Here is a 16,738-nt window from a genome sequence, read left to right as displayed (position 1 = left end):
TTGTTCACCCAGACCAAGCAGGGATTCGGCTTCTATCACGACAACTTCGGCATACCGTACGCGTTCGGCAAGTATGACCAGCTGTTCGTCCCCGAATTCAATGCCGGCGCAATGGAAAACGCCGGCGCGGTGACATTCCTCGAGGACTATGTCTTCCGCAGCAAGGTCACCCGCGCCTCCTACGAGCGGCGTGCCGAGACGGTGCTGCACGAGATGGCGCACATGTGGTTCGGCGACCTGGTCACCATGACCTGGTGGGACGACCTGTGGCTCAACGAGTCGTTCGCGACGTTCGCGTCGGTGTTGTGCCAGGCCGAGGCCACCGAGTTCACCGAGGCCTGGACGACGTTCGCCACCGTCGAGAAGTCGTGGGCCTACCGCCAGGACCAGTTGCCCTCGACGCACCCGATCGCCGCGGAGATCCCCGACCTCGCCGCCGTGGAGGTGAACTTCGACGGAATCACCTACGCCAAGGGTGCTTCGGTGCTCAAGCAACTGGTCGCCTACGTGGGTCTGGAGCATTTCCTGGCCGGGCTGCGCGACTACTTCCGCGACCACGCGTTCGGCAACGCCACGTTCGCCGACCTGATCGCCGCCCTGGAGAAGGCCTCCGGGCGGGATCTGTCTGACTGGGGTCAGCAGTGGCTGAAGACCACCGGACTGAACACACTGCGGCCGGAGTTCGACGTCGACTCCGACGGCGAATTCACCCGGTTCGCGGTGGCCCAGAGCGGCGCCGCGCCGGGCGCCGGGGAGACCCGGGTGCACCGGCTGGCGATCGGCATCTACGACGACGATCGGTCCGGCAAGCTGGTCCGGGTGCACCGGGAGGAACTCGACGTCGAGGGTCCGCAGACGGAGGTGCCCGCGCTGGTGGGTGTTTCGCGCGGCAAGCTCGTCCTGGTCAACGACGACGACCTGACGTACTGCTCGCTGCGCCTCGATGCCGAGTCACTTCGCACCGCGCTGGAGCGGATCGCCGACATCGCCGAACCGCTGCCCCGCTCGCTGGTGTGGTCGGCGGCGTGGGAGATGACGCGCGAGGCCGAGATGCGGGCCCGGGACTTCGTGGCGCTGGTGTCCGGCGGGGTACAGGCCGAGACCGAGGTCGGCGTCGCGCAGCGGCTGCTGATGCAGGCGCAGACGGCGCTGGCGTCCTACGCCGAGCCGGGCTGGGCGCGCGAACGGGGCTGGCCGGCGTTCGCCGACCGGTTGTTGGAGCTGGCGCGCGGCGCGCAACCGGGGTCCGACCACCAGCTCGCGTTCGTCAACACGCTGTGCTCCTCGGTGCTCTCGCCCCGCCACGTCGAAACGCTGACGGCTCTGCTCGACTCAGCTTCTCAGGGCCCGGCCGCGCAGGGTCTGGCCGGTCTGGAGATCGACACAGACCTGCGCTGGCGCATCGTGACCGCGCTGGCGACCGCCGGCGCGATCGACGCCGACGGGCCCGAGACCCCGTTCATCGATGCCGAGGCCCAGCGTGACGCGACCGCCGCGGGCCGGCGGAACGCCGCCCAGGCAGCGGCGGCCCGCCCACAGCCGCGGGTCAAGGAAGAGGCCTGGACCAAGGTGGTCGAGGACGACACCCTGGCCAACATCACGGCCCGGTCGATGATCGCCGGCATCGCGGCGCCCGGACAGGGCGAGCTGCTCACACCGTTCACGGCGCGCTACTTCGAGGCGATACCCGGGGTGTGGGCGCGTCGCTCCAGCGAGGTCGCCCAGACCGTGGTGATCGGCCTGTACCCCCACTGGGACATCGGCGACGCCGGTGTCGCCGCCGCCGACGAGTTCCTGCGCGCCCCGGATTCGGAGGTGCCGCCGGCCCTGCGCAGGCTCGTGCTGGAAGGCCAGGCCGGGGTCAAACGGGCCCTGAAGGCCCGAAAACTGGACGCCGCCGGCTGACAGCGTTCGGCGGGCCGCTCAGGCCGGGGAGATCCCGGCGCTGATCACCCGGACGGCGCTGATCAGCCCGTCGACCAAGTCGCCCTGCTCGAACGCCGATGTGGCCGCGGCAATTCCCAGGGGTGCAGCCGACTCCGCGCCGCGGCCCCGGACCCCAGAGCCGTAGACAACTTCGACGGCACACTGGTCGGGCGAGACGGCGAGCAGCACCGCGTTGTCCGGCGTCGGGACCTTGGCCAGGATCTCGCGGGCCCGCGCGGCGGTGTCGTTGCCCAGCTCGCCAAGATAGATGGCGAACCGCGCCTTGGACGCCCGCGAGCTGTACTTGAGTGCGTCGTCGATGGCGACAAGGTCTTTGATCGGGAACGGGTAGTGCACCGACAGTTCGCCGGGTTCGGTGACCGCCGAGATCCGGCCGCTGCTGGTGATCACGGCGCCCTCGGGCAGGTCGCCGTGCTGGATCGTCGCTACCTCACCAGGTGCCACTGGCGCCACCTCCCACTGAGAACTTCGCTGTGTCGTGCCCACCGTGCGAATGTCCGACGGCTTCGTCCGTAGCGGCCCACAGGATCGGCGGATGTGTCCACGGTTCCGAGAGCTTGTAGGCCGCGGGGTGCGGCCCCTTGCGGGAGAAGATCGGCACCGCCAGCAGGATCACCAGCAGCAGCGGGATTCCGACGAAGAACAGGTGCATCTGCATAACGCTCACGACGCAAACCGTATCCCACCGCGGCAGCTTTCGGGACACCAGGATCGGCGTCGAACGAGCCCCGGACCTGCTAAGCCGCGCCTTCACCGAGATAGCGGGCCCAAGCCGGGTCCAACTCCTTGACCGTCGACAGCAGCCTCCAGTGTGGTCCCGTCGGCGGCCTCGGCGCTCGGCGCAGCGCCCAACCGAGTTCGCTGAGCAGCTTGTCGCCCTTGCGGTGGTTGCACGTCGAGCAGCAGGCGACGCAATTCTCCCAGGAATGGCCGCCGCCGCGGCTGCGCGGCACCACGTGGTCCACGGTGTCGGCCTTCGCGCCGCAGTAGGCGCAGCAGAAACGGTCGCGATGCATCAGAGCGGCACGGGTCATCGGCACGCGGGCGCGGTATGGCACCCGCACGAAGGCCCGCAGTTGGATCACCGACGGCACCACGATCGTCCTGGTCGCCGAGTGGATCGTCGGCCCCACCGGGTCGTGGTGCACGACGTCGGCCTTGCCGCAGATCACCATCACGATGGCACGCCGCATGGGCAGTGCCGTCAGCGGTTCGTACGTGGAGTTCAGCAACAGCACCCGGCGGCGGCTCCAGATCGATGAGCTTTCCTGGCGGGCGGGTGGGTAACTGTCGACGCTGTGCAGGCATGACGCGGTAGCAGGCCCGGTCGACCCGGCCGCGGCACCGGTACTGCGGTGGCTGCGGCGTCTGTTGCCCTGCGCCATAGATCCTCCGCCGACAGTCCACCATGATTCGCCGCAGATCGCACCCCTATTCCCCGGGTGAGCCGTGTCCATCCGGTGAACAGCAGGCAAGACTTGATGCGGGTTCGTGCCCGGCGCGCCCCGCCGGCCCGCCGATGCATCACAATGGAGGGGATGGATCAGGTGAGCTTCTACGACGCTGTCGGCGGTGCCGAAACCTTCAACGCGATCGTGTCGCGGTTCTACGAGCAGGTCCCCGAGGACGAGGTGCTGCGCGAGCTGTACCCGGCCGACGACCTGGCGGGGGCCGAGGAACGGTTGCGGATGTTTCTCGAGCAGTACTGGGGCGGCCCCCGGACGTACTCCGACCAACGCGGCCACCCGCGGCTGCGGATGCGGCACGCCCGATTCCGGATCACGCCCATCGAGCGGGATGCGTGGCTGAGGTGCATGCACACCGCGGTCGCGTCCATCGACGCGACGAGGCTCGACGACGAACACCGCAAAGAGCTGCTGGACTACCTCGAGATGGCCGCCCACTCCCTCGTGAACTCGACGATCTGATGGCGGACACGAGGGAGCGGCCGTGGTGGTCGAACGCGGTCTTCTACCAGGTCTATCCGCGGTCGTTCGCTGACAGCAACGGCGACGGGGTGGGCGACCTGGACGGTCTGACGGCCCGGCTGGGCCACCTGGACGAGCTCGGTGTCGACGCGATCTGGCTCAACCCCGTCACCGTGTCTCCGATGGCCGATCACGGATACGACGTGGCGGACCCTCGCGACATCGACCCGTTGTTCGGCGGGCTCGCGGCGTTCGAGCGACTTGTCGCGGCCGCGCACGGTCGCGGCATCAAGGTGACGATGGACGTGGTTCCCAACCACACCAGCTCCCGGCATCCGTGGTTTCGGGCGGCGCTGGCCGCGGGCCCGGGCACTGAGGCGCGCGATCGGTATTTCTTCCGCGACGGGCGGGGCCCCGACGGGTCGGCGCCGCCGAACAACTGGGAGTCGGTGTTCGGCGGCCCGGCCTGGACGCGGGTGGTCGAACCGGACGGCAACCCCGGCCAGTGGTATCTGCATCTGTTCGACACCGAGCAGCCGGATCTCAATTGGGACAATCCCGAGGTCTTCGACGACTTCGAGAAGACGCTGCGGTTCTGGCTGGAGCGCGGCGTCGACGGCTTCCGCATCGACGTGGCGCACGGAATGGCCAAGCCGCCGGGCCTGCCGGACGCCAAAGAAGACAGCACGGTACTGCGCCACACCGACGACGACCCGCGCTTCAACAATCCGCACGTGCACGCGATCCACCGCGACATCCGCACGGTGGTCGACGAGTATCCGGGGGCGATGACCGTCGGCGAGGTGTGGGTCACCGACAACCGCCGCTGGGCGGAATACCTGCGGCCGGACGAGCTGCATCTCGGGTTCAATTTCCGGCTGACCCGAACCGATTTCGAGGCCACCGCGGTCCGCGACGCGATCGAGAACTCCCTGGCGGCCGCGGCGCTCGTGGATGCCACGCCGACCTGGACGTTGTCCAACCACGATGTGGGCCGGGAGGTCACCCGCTACGGCGGCGGGGAGGTCGGGCTGGCCCGGGCGCGCGCCATGGCGATGGTGATGCTGGCCCTGCCGGGCGCGGTGTTCGTCTACAACGGTGAGGAACTCGGCCTGCCCGACGTCGACCTGCCCGACGAGGTGCTGCAGGACCCGACGTGGGAACGCTCCGGTCACACCGAACGGGGCCGCGATGCCTGCCGGGTCCCGTTGCCGTGGTCGGGCGAGGCTCCCCCGTTCGGGTTCTCCGGCGCCACCGACACCTGGCTGCCGATGCCGCAGGACTGGGCTGCGCTGACCGTCGACAGGCAGCGCGCCGACGCCGGGTCGACATTGTCGTTCTTCCAGCGGGCAATCGAACTGCGCAAGACCCGTGACGAATTCGACGGCGTCGAGATCGACTGGCTGACGGCGCCGCGTGATGCGCTGATGTTCCGCCGCGCGGGCGGGCTGCTCTGCGTCCTCAATGCGGGCAACCGCCCGATCCCGCTGCCGCGGGGAGAGGTCATCCTGGCCAGCGCGCCGCCGGTCGGCGACGCCTTGCCACCCGACGCTGCGGCCTGGCTCATCTAGTCCCGTCGGTGTACGGCCCGGTAGGTGGAAACTCACCAGGGCCAGGACCGCCGGAATCGCTTCTCGGACAACGCTTCTGGATCAGGAAGCATTCCCGTGGACGTCGCGCTGGACATCGGCGGGGTGTCTCCGGAACGGCTGGTGTGGTGCTTTGTTTCCAGGACCTGATCCTCAGCGCAGCACCAGCGCCGGGTCGCCGCGACGCCGGTACACCGAGCCGAACCTGGCGTCGATGCGCAGCCAGTTCGGCATGACACGGACCCGGATGACCTCTTCAGGGGGTATGACATCCGCCTGCTGCGGCAGGAATCCCATTGCGGTCAAAGCGAACACGCACCGCATGGGCAATCCCACCGTGGCATCCGCCGACGCCTCTGCCCAGGCGTCAGCCGAACTGACCCGGATCACCTCCTGGTCGAGCAGCGAGACGGGCGGGCCGTGGGAACCGCTGTGCTCCTTGGCCAGCCGCGCGCCGCGCTCGGCCAAGTCCAGGATCACCCGGGCCGGCACGTCGTCGACATGAACGAAGCCGGATTCCGGCGGCAGCGCACCCCGCCACGCCGCGTCCATCGAAAAGCCCGGATCCACGTAACCTGCGGTGTCCATCGCGGACAGGCCACGCGCCAATCCGTCCGCGGACACGGACAGGTCGGCGGGCCGCACGGCACCCCCCACCACGCGGCAGGCCAGCACGTCGAAACCGGTTGCCACCCAGGCAGTCACCAGACCGCCGGCGCGAGCGCGCAGCCGGATCACCGCGGCGTCGTCGAGCCGCATCGCGCGCTCGACGAACGTGGCCAGGTCCGCGCGTTGGGCGAGGCCACCTTGCGGCCCCAGCCATAGTCCGCGCTCGCCTCCCCCTGCTGTTACCGGAGCCACCGTTGCAGGTACTCCCGTTGCTGGGTCGAGAGCCGAACCAGTCGCTGCTCCTCGATGTGGACCGCGGCAAGCTGTGACTCGGCGATGACGGCGGGCTTGGACTCGGGGCCGGCTTTGGCCGAACGCACCTCGTAGCCCAGCGTGAAGTCGACCGTCCGCAACCGCTTGGTCCACATGGTCACCTGCAGAGGCGAGTCGGCGAGGCGCAGCTGGGCCTTGTAGGTGACCCGGACATCCGCGATCAGCAACCCGACGGTGGCGATGTCGAGAGCGAACGGCTCCGCGAGGAACGGGATCCGGGCCTCTTCCAGGATTGTGACCGTGGTGGCGTGGTTGATGTGCTGGTACATGTCGATGTCCGACCAGCGCACCGGCACGGGTGCGACGAAGCCGATGCTCAACTCGAGGAACCTCGCCCGCTGGTGCGGGTCATCCTGCGGATCTGTCGCGCGGCCACCGACAGCGTGGCGAGATCCTTGGCCCCGCTCTCCTGGATCTCGGTGAGCGTCCGGCGGGCCCGTTCCACCCGCGAGGCACTGAGCTGCTCCCACTCCGCGATTTTCTCCTCGCCGGTTTCGTCGGGCTCGCCGACGGCGAGCACATCGAAACACAGTGAACGCAGCGAGCCGTAGATGTCATCACGGATCGCCAAGCGAGCCAATGAATGCCAGCGATCGCTTCGAGGGAGCTCTGACACCGCGGTCAGCAACCCATCGGTGCCCAGCCGGTCCATCATCGCGAAATAGGTGTCGGCGACCTCGGCAGCATCGATCTCGTTGATGTCGGCGATGTCGATGATGTCGAGCAGGCTGTAACGGTACAGACCGGCGGCGATCAGGTAGGCCAGGTCCCCGGGCGTGCCCTGCGACGCAAACTCCGCGGCCTCCTTTTCCACGATCGCCTTGTCATCGCCGCGCAGCCACTCCGACATCCGCGGGGTCAGGTCCTTGACCTTGGCGGCGAACCGGTTGATCTCGGCGCCGACAGCCAGTGGCTGCGGACGGTAGTTGAGCAGCCAGCGCCCGGCCCGGTCGATCAGCCGACGGGTGTCCAGCGTGAGCCGGTCCGAGAGGGCAACCGGGATGTCCGCCGCGCGGATCTGCCGCCAGAGGTCGCCGACCCCGAAGATGGCGTCGGTGGCGGCATAGGTGCGTATTGCGTCGACGGGCCGGACGCCGACGTCTTCGGCGATCCGGAAGGCATAGCTGATACCCCCGGTGTCCACCAGATCGTTGATCAGCATCGTGGTGAGGATCTCGCGGCGCAACTGGTGTGCGCGGATCTCGGGGGTGAACCGTTCCCGCAGCGGCGTCGGGAAGTAGAACGGCAACCGGGTTGCGAACACGTCCTGCTCGGGCAGTTCGGTGCCCAGCATGTCCTCCTTGAGACCGAGCTTGACGTGCGCCATCAGCGTGCACAGTTCTGGCGAGGTGAGCCCGATACCCGCCTCCGAGCGGCGGCGGATTTCCTTCTCCGACGGCAGCGCCTCCAGTTCGCGGTTGAGGCCACGTTCTTCGACCAGGTACTTGATCTGCCGCTCATGCACCGGTAGCAGGCTGGCCGCGTTCGCGCGGCTGGTGCCGATCAGGTCGTTCTGATCCTCGTTGTCGGTGAGCACCAGCCTCGCCACCTCGTCGGTCATCGACTCCAGCAGCTCTTTGCGCTCGCCGGGGTCGACCTTGCCGACGCTCACCAGGGAGTCGATCAGGATCTTGATGTTGACCTCGTGGTCCGAGCAGTCCACCCCGGCGGAGTTGTCCATCGCGTCGGTGTTGATCCGGCCGCCGGACAAGTCGAACTCGACGCGACCCAGGGCTGTCACACCGAGGTTGCCGCCTTCGCCGATCACCTTGGCGCGCACCTGGTTTCCGTTGACGCGGACCGGGTCGTTGGCGCGGTCCCCCACATCGGAGTCGGACTCGGATTCGGCCTTGATGTACGTGCCGATCCCGCCGTTGAACAGCAGGTCCACCGGCGCCTGCAGAATCGCCTTGATCAGGCTGGGCGGGGCCATCTCGTCGACGTCGCCGTCGATGCCCAGGGCGGTGCGGACCCGCTCGTTGACCGGTATCGACTTCTGCTCGCGGGCATAAACGCCGCCGCCCTCGCTGATCAGCGACGTGTCGTAGTCGTCCCAGCTCGAGCGCGCCAGCTCGAACAGGCGCCGACGTTCCTCCCAGGAGGCCTCGGGATCGGGATCGGGGTCAAGGAACACGTGGCGGTGGTCGAAGGCGGCGACCAGCTTGATGTGCTTGCTCAGCAGCATCCCGTTGCCGAACACGTCACCGCTCATGTCGCCGACACCGACGACGGTGAAGTCCTCGGCCTGGGTGTCGACCCCCATCTCCCGGAAATGCCGTTTGACGGCCTCCCACGTGCCCTTGGCGGTGATGCCCATGGCCTTGTGGTCGTAGCCGACCGACCCGCCGGAGGCGAACGCGTCGCCCAGCCAGAACCCGTATGACTCGGCCACCTCGTTGGCGATGTCGGAGAACGTGGCGGTGCCTTTGTCCGCGGCCACCACCAGGTAAGCGTCGTCGCCGTCACGCCGCACCACCTCGGGCGGCGCATTGACCTTGCCGGTTGTGTGGTCGACGTTGTCGGTGACCTCCAGCAGCCCGGAGACGAACAGCTGGTAGCAGGCCACGCCTTCGGCGCGGCCTGCGTCGCGATCGACGGCGGGATCCCCGGTGGGTAGCGGCGGGCGCTTGACGACGAATCCACCCTTGGCCCCGACCGGCACGATGACGGCGTTCTTCACCGCCTGCGCCTTGACCAGACCCAGAATTTCGGTGCGGAAGTCGTCGCGACGGTCCGACCAGCGCAGCCCGCCACGGGCGACCGGACCGAACCGCAGGTGCACCCCCTCGACGCGGGGGGAGTACACGAAGATCTCGTATTTGGGGCGCGGCAGCGGCAGCTCGCCGACCAGCTGCGCGTCGAGCTTGAGCGCCAACACATTCTGCGCGCGGACCGAATCCGGTCGTGTCACGAAGTAATTGGTCCGCAGCGTGGCCTGGACCAGCGACGCGAAGGCACGCAGGATGCGGTCGGTGTCCAGGCTGCGCAACGCGTCGATGTCCGCGGCGACGGCGTTGGCCGCCGCTTGCGCGTCGCGGCTCCCGGGCGAACCCGACGCGTTGGGGTTGAACAGCGCTTCGAACAACGCGACGAGCGAGCGCGCCGTCGAGGGGTGGTCGTTGAGCACCGCCTCGATGTGGGACTGGCTATAGGGAAAACCCGCCTGCCGCAGGTATTTGGCGTAGGCACGCAGCAACACGACCTGCTGCCAGGCCAGGCCCGCGCGCATCACCAGCTCGTTGAATCGGTCGATCTCGACGCGACCCTGCCAGATCGCGGTCACCGCGTCGGCGAAACGTTGCGCCGTCGCGTCGCGATCTTCGGCCGACGACGCCTGCGGGATGGTCGGGTGCGGCGAGATCTTGAACTGATAGATCCACACCGGCAGGCCGTCGGCGCGGGTGACGGTGAAGGGCCGCTCCTCGAGCACGTCGACGCCCATGCTCTGCAGCATCGGGAGCAGCTGACTCAGCGACGCGGTGCGCCCTCCCAGAAACCAGGTGAGCTGCGCGAGTCCTTCTTCGCCGCGGTCGGAGAACACCAGCCTGACTGAGTCGTCGGTCAGCTCGTCGATGATGCGGATGTGGTCGATGGCGTCCACGGGCGCGACGGCCTGCTTGTATGCCTCAGGCAACGCGGCCGCGTAATGCTCTGCGTCCACCAGCGAGATCTTGTCGCCCGCGGCGCCGAGCAGCCGGTCGGACCAGGTTTGTGCGGCGTCGCTGATCAGCGCCTGGATCCGCACCCGGTTCTCTTCGGAGACGTCGACCGAGTCGGGCGCGACGTGACCCTCCTTTTTCGGGGGCAATCGGACCATGAAATGCATTAATGCCCAGGGGGATTCGCTGACGCGCGCGGTGAATTCGAGCCTTGTGCCGCCGAATTCGCGCATCAGGATGTCCTCGATGTGGCGCCGCACGGGAGTTGTGTAGCGGTCGCGGGCCACATAGACCAGGCAGGAAACGAAGTATTGAAGTCGGTCCGCGCGCAGGAACAACAACGCGCGCCGCTGAGATCCCAGATCCACGACAGCTTTGGCCATCGCCAACAGCCTGTCGGCGCTCAGGGTGAAAAGCTCCGATCGAGGGATGGTCTGGATGACGTCGAGAAGGAGTTGCCCTGGGTAGGCGTGGTCGCTGTCGGCCATCGTGAGCACGTCCCGGACCCGGCCTGAGACCATCGGGATTTCCAGCACGTCCGCGTTCATGGCGGTGATGGTGAACAGCCCGACGAAGCGGTGCTCGACGATGCCCCTGTTTGTGTCCCCAAGATTTTCGCGGACCGCGATGGCATACGGGTAAGCGCCGTAGCGCAGGTAGCTGCCGACCACGGACTGGGCCAGCACCAGCATTTTGTCGTCGTCGGTCAGCCGCGGCCGAGATCCGGTACGCGTCCGCAGCACGCCCAGACCCCGCGACCCGTCGCCGGACACCTCGCTGCCGTGCACCCGGCAACGCTGGTAGCCCAGCAACAGGAAGTTCCCGTCGGCCAGCCAGCGCAACAGTGCGGCAACTTCGTCGCGGTCGGGTGCGGCGAAATGGCCGTCGGTGTCGGCTTCGACGTCGGCGGTGACGTGCTCGAGGGCGGCGATCAGCCCCGACGCGTCGCTGGCGACCTGTTCGACATCGGCCAGCACCCTGGACAGCAGCCGTTCGACCTCGGCCAGCGCCGCGGTGTCGACGGACGGCGACAACTGCACGTGGATCCACGCCTCGCCGTCGTCCGGTGGCGCGCCGGGGGGTTTTGGGCCGATGCCACGCAGGTCCCCTTCCGGGCTGCGACGCACCTCGAACACCGGGTTCATGATGGCGACGTAGGCGACACCGAGACGATGCAACAGCACCGTGACGGAGTCCATCAACATCCAGCCGTGATCGGTGACAACCTGCAGGGCGGGCCCGAACCCGACGGGGTCGTCCGGCGGGTATACGGCCACACAGCTCTCGCCGGCCGGGCGGTGCTCTGCGAGCCGATAATGCGCACCCAGCATCGCCGGAGTCACGATGGCGGTGGCCACGCGAGATTCGACCGGCCCGGCTTCCCCGGGTTCGTCGGTGTGCGCACCGCGAAAACTCTCGAGGTAGGCCGTGGAGATCCACGCAGGAATGTCCGCGTCCCGGGAGAACGTGGTCCACGGCTCGATGTCCTGCCTGGCCCCGGGGTCGACCGTCATACCGATTGCTCCCAACTAGCGAAGAGTGTCAGCGTGGGCCGACGTCAGTCGCGCGTCAACTTGCGGTGGGTCACTCTGTGCGGACGGGCCGCCTCGACGCCCAGCCGGTCAACTTTGTTTTCCTCGTATGCCCCGAAGTTGCCCTCGAACCAGAACCACTTGGCCTCGTTGTCCTCGTCGCCCTCCCACGCCAGGATGTGCGTGCAGGTTCGGTCGAGGAACCAGCGATCGTGCGAGATCACCACCGCACAGCCGGGGAACTTTTCCAGGGCGTCCTCCAGCGAGCTCAGCGTTTCGACATCCAGGTCATTGGTCGGCTCGTCGAGCAAGATCAGGTTCCCGCCCTGCTTGAGCGTCAGTGCGAGGTTGAGCCTGTTGCGCTCACCACCGGACAGGACCCCCGCCGGCTTCTGCTGGTCGGGGCCCTTGAACCCGAACGCCGACACGTAAGCCCGGGACGGCACCTCGCTCTGGCCGACCTCGATGTAGTCCAGTCCGTCCGAAACCACTTCCCACACGGTCTTTTTGGGGTCGATGCCGGCGCGGTCCTGGTCGACATAACTCAGCTTGACCGTTTCCCCGACCTTGACGGTGCCGCTGTCCGGCCCCTCGAGACCCACGATGGTCTTGAACAGCGTGGTCTTACCGACACCGTTCGGGCCGATCACGCCGACGATGCCGTTGCGCGGCAGGGTGAAGGACAGGTCCTTGATCAAGGTGTTCCCGCCGAAGCCCTTGTCGAGGTGATCCACCTCGACAACCACGTTGCCCAGCCGCGGCCCGACCGGGATCTGGATCTCCTCGAAGTCGAGCTTCCGCGTTTTTTCGGCCTCGGCGACCATTTCCTCGTAACGCTGCAGGCGCGCCTTGCCTTTAGCCTGACGCGCCTTCGTCCCGGACCGGACCCATGCCAGTTCGTCGGCCAGCCGCTTCTGCAGCTTGGCGTCCTTGCGGCCCTGCACCGACAGCCGCTCGGCCTTCTTCTCCAGGTAGGTCGAGTAATTGCCTTCGTAGGGGTAGGCGCGTCCTCGGTCGAGCTCGAGGATCCACTGTGCGACGTTGTCGAGGAAGTAGCGATCATGGGTGACCGCCAGCACGGCTCCCGCGTAGGAGGCCAAGTGTTGCTCGAGCCACTGCACGCTCTCGGCGTCCAGGTGGTTGGTCGGCTCATCCAGCAGCAGCAGGTCGGGTTTGGACAGCAGCAGCGTGCACAGCGCCACGCGACGGCGCTCACCGCCAGACAGATTGGTCACCGGCTCGTCCGGCGGCGGGCAACGCAGCGCGTCCATGGCCTGCTCGAGTTGCGAGTCGAGGTCCCATGCGTCGGCGTGGTCGAGGTCCTCCTGCAGCCGCCCCATTTCGTCCATCAACTCGTCGGAGTAGTCGGTGGCCATCAGTTCGGCCACCTCGTTGAAGCGGTCCAGCTTGACTTTGATGTCTCCCAAGCCCTCTTCCACGTTGCCGCGAACGGTCTTCTCCTCGTTCAGGGGCGGCTCCTGCTGCAGGATGCCGACGGTGGCGCCAGTGGCGAGAAAGGCATCACCGTTGTTGGGCTTGTCCAGCCCGGCCATGATCCGCAAGACGCTCGACTTGCCGGCGCCGTTGGGGCCGACGACACCGATCTTGGCGCCCGGGTAGAAGCTCAGCGTGACGTCGTCCAAAATGACCTTGTCGCCGTGCGCCTTGCGGACCTTCTTCATCGTGTAGATGAACTCAGCCATGCCGCGGTTTTGCCTTTCTGGTCTTACAGAATGATCTCGCGGACCATCCTAGGCATCGCCCGACGTCGCGGGGCCGGCCGCTAGGCCGACAGCGGCAGCGGGCTACCGTCGGCAACACCCCCGCTGAAGTGTTCCGGGTCGCCGGGGGCGGCGGTTTCCGCAGGCGCCGGGGCCGGATCGGGGCCGGTGTAGGCGGGCTTTTCGATCCGCGCCACGCACCGCGAGAGGTCCGGCCCGACGGCGGTGGCCCGCATCTCCAGCGACGAACGACGATTGCCGTCACGGTCCTCGTACTCGCTGGTGTAGACGTATCCCGTGACAACCACCGGGGCTCCCTTGCCCAGTGCGGAGCCCACACCGGTGACCATCTTGCCCCAGCAGTTCACGGTGACGAAAAGGGAGTGGCCGGGCTCCCAGCCGCCATCACCGGTGCGCCGGCGCGAGTTGCTGGCCACCCGGAACTTGATCACCTCCTGGTCGCCGACCTTGCGGCGCTGGAGGTCGTTGACGATGTGACCGACGACGGTGAACGGGGTTTCGAACATTGCTGATCCCTTTCTCGGTTGCTTTCCGGGCCGGCGAACACATCACCGCCCGGTCCGGCTGCCATTCAGCCCGGCACCGCCGACAGGATCCGCGTCGACATGGGCTGCGGCCGGTATCCCTGTGGATCAAGTCGTGACTGTGGATCAGTTCGCGGGTTGGTGCGTGCGGCGGGGCGAGTAACGCGTCACGAACCCGTCCAGCATCACGTTGTCCGCGATCAGGTCCGCATCGTCGTCGCGTTCGGACACCCGGTCCAGCCGCCGGGCCATGCGGTCGTCGCTGCGCGCACACTGGATGAGCAAAGCCGGCACCACGGTCACCAGGGGACCTTCGCCGATCGCCCGGGCAGAGATCAGGGTGTTCGGGTGTCCCGGCGACTCTGACGCGCGGTGAACTCGCGGGCGACGAACCGGTCGCGCGAAATCCGCTCGACGTAGTCGAAGTCGCGAACGATGTCCTGCAACTCCCGCCGGAAAGCGAATCGCCGTTCGGCGAGGCCGCCGTCGCAGGGATCGGCGGGCGCGATCAGACCTTGATCAGCGGCGACCTGGCGCGCGGTCGCGAACAGCAGCGTCGACACCGATTCGTTGCTGCGGACGCGGTTCTGTGCCACGTATTGTCGCCCCACCCCGAGCGCCAGTTCCATCAGTTCCGGCTGACCGATGTCCGGCGCGGCATCGCGCAGCACGTCGGCGACGATCGCGTAGGCCTCGAAGAAGACCCGCAGCATCGCATCCGCCATCAGCGGGCGCTTGCCGAACAGCATCGCGTCGATGTCGTCGCCTCCGGCGGCAACGTGGGCTTCCCAGTCATCGTGCCAGGCCATTTCTTCGGCGATGTTGTCGCGAAACGCCGCCGAGTCGGCGAAATAGAAGTCGAATTTGAGCAGATCGCGTAACCGCATCGCCTGATCCCAGAACGCCGCCAGTCGGTCGCCGTCAGCGTGCCTGGCATGCGCCAGCGCGAGTTCGACTATCGAGGTTTCCAGGAACGCATGGATCACCGAGTTTCGGTAGAACGCCGCGGTGTGTTCGTCCTCGGGCGCGATATGCCACACCGGCTCCCGGCCGCTGTCGACCCGGGTGATCGGGTGTCCGTTGGACAGCGCGTCGACCGCGGCGCGCACGCCCGCGCGGGTGCGCAGCCGCAGCGCGCTCGTCGACATCGGCGTGTGCTTGCGTTCGAGGTATCCCAGCGAGTCCTGCAGGGTGTGATGCAACTGGTCGAGCGTCAGCGCCGTGCCGCGGGTGGTCAGCAGCAGCGCGCACACCAACCCCGTTGCGGTGACGGGAGTGGCCTGCAGGATCCGCCAGGCCACCTCGAAGGAAATCTTCTGCAGGGCAAGCTTTTTGGCGTCCTGATCGTGGCTGAGTGGACCCTGCTGCGGCCCCAGGTACTGGCGCATCGACACCGCCTCGGGGAAGCGAACGTAGATCTTGCCGTAGTTGCGTTCGCCCTGCGCCCTGATGAAGTTGTACAGCCAGCCGATACCCTCGGGGGTCTTCTCCCCGCCGCGGGCGTAGGCGGCATACTCGGCCGTCTCGTGTAGTTGGTCGAAGCTGATCGACACCGGCTGCAGCAGGATGTCTTCGCTGCGGCCGTCCAGATAAGCGTCGGCCACGTAGGCCAGCAGGCCGAGCTTGGGCGGCAGCATCTTGCCCGTCCGCGAGCGAGTGCCCTCGATGGACCAGCTCAGATTGAACCGCTTCTCCACGATGTAGCCGACGTACTCGCGCAAGACGTACTTGTAGAGCGGGTTGTCACCGACGTTGCGGCGGATGAAGATGACGCCGGACCGGCGCAGCAGCGGGCCCATCAACCCGAACGACAGGTTGATGCCGGCGAACACGTGCACCGGCGGCAGCCGGTTCTCCTGCATCGCCACCGGCACCACCGCGCCATCGATATAGGACCGGTGCGAGAACAACAGCACCGCGGGGTGCGCTTCCAGGCCGGAGCGCATGGCCGCCACCTCGTACTCGTCGTAGTCGAACTCGGGATCGAATCCGCGGCTGATCGCCCGGCCGAGGACGGAGACGAGGTCGACGGACACCCTGCTCCACCCGGTGGCGAGTTCGTCGAGCATCTTCCCGGCGGCGTCGACGGTGGCACCCGGGATGTTGTGCAGGCCGGCGCGAAACCGCGCCGACGCCAGAATCTCCGGCTTGAGTAGCCGCGGCGACTTGTACTGCGGCCCGAGGATCCGGTACTCGACGCGTTCGATCGCCAGGATTGCGCGGCGGATGACGAACTCGGCGAAGTCCCATGGGTCTTCACCCACCGTGGTGTCGCGCCACTGCTGGCGCAGTTCGGACACCTTGGCCGGCTCACCGGCCACCACCCGGGCGCGGGCAGGAGCGTCGCGGCGGATGCGGCGTTGCCGGCGCTGGTTGGGGTGGTAGGGATCCAGGCCGGGCAGCAGACCCGCGACCTTGGCGAGCCTGCTGCGATCCGGTGGCGGCAACCAGAACACCCGGACCGGCACGATCGAACGGTCGTCACCGGATTCGAGCTGCTGCTTCAGCGCGGCCAGTGCCGAGGGCGGCGCGTCGGGTTCGGGCAGCTGCAGCACATCGACCCGGGCCCCCGGGTGATCGGACCGCTGCCGCTCCACCCAGGCCGTGATCAGCTCCATTTCGACCGGCGAGGCCATGGACGCCAACACCAGCGAATCCTGCGCGCTGAGGACTGCGCTGGTGTCTGCGGCCGGTTCGCTCACGCGCGCCCTCGAGGACGCGGTTCGGGTGTCGCCTCGCCGGGGGCGGTGACCTTCGGCTGGGCTTTCGCGACGGCTTGCGTGGCCGGCACCTTCTTGGCCGGCACCTTCTTGGCCGGCACCTTCTTGGCCGGCACCTTCTTGGCCGGCACCTTCTTGGCCGGCACCTTCTTGGC

Annotated in this window: 13 protein-coding genes; 3 read left to right on the top strand and 10 right to left on the bottom strand. The window is 67.6% G+C overall.

Annotated features, from left to right (window positions below; translation table 11 throughout):
* Positions 1 to 1,905 (top strand): aminopeptidase N (pepN, locus tag AC2VOK_RS09795; RefSeq protein ID WP_428900298.1); only part of this gene is annotated, 1,905 nt, incomplete at its 5' end.
* A gap of 18 nt (positions 1,906 to 1,923) precedes the next feature.
* Here the strand turns inward: pepN and AC2VOK_RS09790 are convergent.
* From AC2VOK_RS09790 to AC2VOK_RS09780, 3 genes are all read right to left on the bottom strand, one after another.
* A complete protein-coding gene (locus AC2VOK_RS09790) occupies positions 1,924 to 2,391 on the bottom strand; it encodes a DUF5130 domain-containing protein (protein WP_428900297.1) in 468 nt (155 codons plus the stop codon).
* Complete coding sequence (gene ctaJ / locus AC2VOK_RS09785) at positions 2,378 to 2,605, bottom strand: aa3-type cytochrome oxidase subunit CtaJ (protein ID WP_428900299.1); 228 nt, start codon at positions 2,603 to 2,605, stop codon at positions 2,378 to 2,380. The genes AC2VOK_RS09790 and ctaJ overlap by 14 nt, the downstream gene beginning before the upstream one ends.
* 79 nt (positions 2,606 to 2,684) lie before the next feature.
* Positions 2,685 to 3,332 (bottom strand): HNH endonuclease, encoded by a 648-nt coding sequence (locus AC2VOK_RS09780; protein WP_428900296.1) that lies wholly within the window; start codon positions 3,330 to 3,332, stop codon positions 2,685 to 2,687.
* A gap of 153 nt (positions 3,333 to 3,485) precedes the next feature.
* Here AC2VOK_RS09780 and AC2VOK_RS09775 point away from each other — a divergent pair, with 153 nt between their 5' ends.
* Both AC2VOK_RS09775 and AC2VOK_RS09770 read left to right on the top strand, forming a co-directional pair.
* Positions 3,486 to 3,875, top strand: coding sequence for a globin (locus AC2VOK_RS09775; RefSeq protein WP_421531610.1), 390 nt, complete (start codon positions 3,486 to 3,488; stop codon positions 3,873 to 3,875).
* On the top strand, positions 3,875 to 5,446 hold the full coding sequence (locus AC2VOK_RS09770; protein WP_428900295.1) for a glycoside hydrolase family 13 protein: 1,572 nt from the start codon (positions 3,875 to 3,877) through the stop codon (positions 5,444 to 5,446). Before AC2VOK_RS09775 ends, AC2VOK_RS09770 begins: the two co-directional genes overlap by 1 nt.
* A 171-nt stretch (positions 5,447 to 5,617) precedes the next feature.
* Here AC2VOK_RS09770 and AC2VOK_RS09765 read toward each other — a convergent pair whose 3' ends face one another.
* From AC2VOK_RS09765 to AC2VOK_RS09735, 7 genes are all read right to left on the bottom strand, one after another.
* A complete protein-coding gene (locus AC2VOK_RS09765) occupies positions 5,618 to 6,325 on the bottom strand; it encodes a DUF8010 domain-containing protein (RefSeq protein WP_428900294.1) in 708 nt (235 codons plus the stop codon).
* Positions 6,313 to 6,726 (bottom strand): acyl-CoA thioesterase, encoded by a 414-nt coding sequence (locus AC2VOK_RS09760; protein ID WP_421531607.1) that lies wholly within the window; start codon positions 6,724 to 6,726, stop codon positions 6,313 to 6,315. The genes AC2VOK_RS09765 and AC2VOK_RS09760 overlap by 13 nt, the downstream gene beginning before the upstream one ends.
* Positions 6,723 to 11,579, bottom strand: a complete 4,857-nt coding sequence (locus tag AC2VOK_RS09755; protein WP_428900293.1) for an NAD-glutamate dehydrogenase — start codon at positions 11,577 to 11,579, stop codon at positions 6,723 to 6,725. Before AC2VOK_RS09755 ends, AC2VOK_RS09760 begins: the two co-directional genes overlap by 4 nt.
* A gap of 44 nt (positions 11,580 to 11,623) precedes the next feature.
* Complete coding sequence (gene ettA / locus AC2VOK_RS09750) at positions 11,624 to 13,300, bottom strand: energy-dependent translational throttle protein EttA (protein ID WP_428900292.1); 1,677 nt, start codon at positions 13,298 to 13,300, stop codon at positions 11,624 to 11,626.
* An 80-nt stretch (positions 13,301 to 13,380) separates the two neighbouring features.
* Positions 13,381 to 13,845: a single-stranded DNA-binding protein gene (locus tag AC2VOK_RS09745; protein ID WP_428900291.1), complete on the bottom strand. Its 465-nt coding sequence runs from the start codon at positions 13,843 to 13,845 to the stop codon at positions 13,381 to 13,383.
* A 144-nt stretch (positions 13,846 to 13,989) separates the two neighbouring features.
* Positions 13,990 to 14,166 (bottom strand): hypothetical protein, encoded by a 177-nt coding sequence (locus AC2VOK_RS09740; protein ID WP_428900290.1) that lies wholly within the window; start codon positions 14,164 to 14,166, stop codon positions 13,990 to 13,992.
* Positions 14,167 to 14,198: 32 nt separating this feature from the next.
* Positions 14,199 to 16,565 carry a glycerol-3-phosphate 1-O-acyltransferase gene (locus AC2VOK_RS09735; protein ID WP_428900289.1) on the bottom strand — a complete coding sequence of 789 codons (2,367 nt, stop codon included), beginning with the start codon at positions 16,563 to 16,565 and terminating at the stop codon, positions 14,199 to 14,201.
* Between the last annotated feature and the right edge of the window lie 173 nt (positions 16,566 to 16,738).

The sequence above is a fragment of the Mycobacterium sp. TH-M116 genome (genome assembly GCF_057473685.1).
The sequence above is the reverse complement of the archived record's forward strand: the minus strand, read 5'-3'. Positions and strand labels throughout refer to the sequence as shown.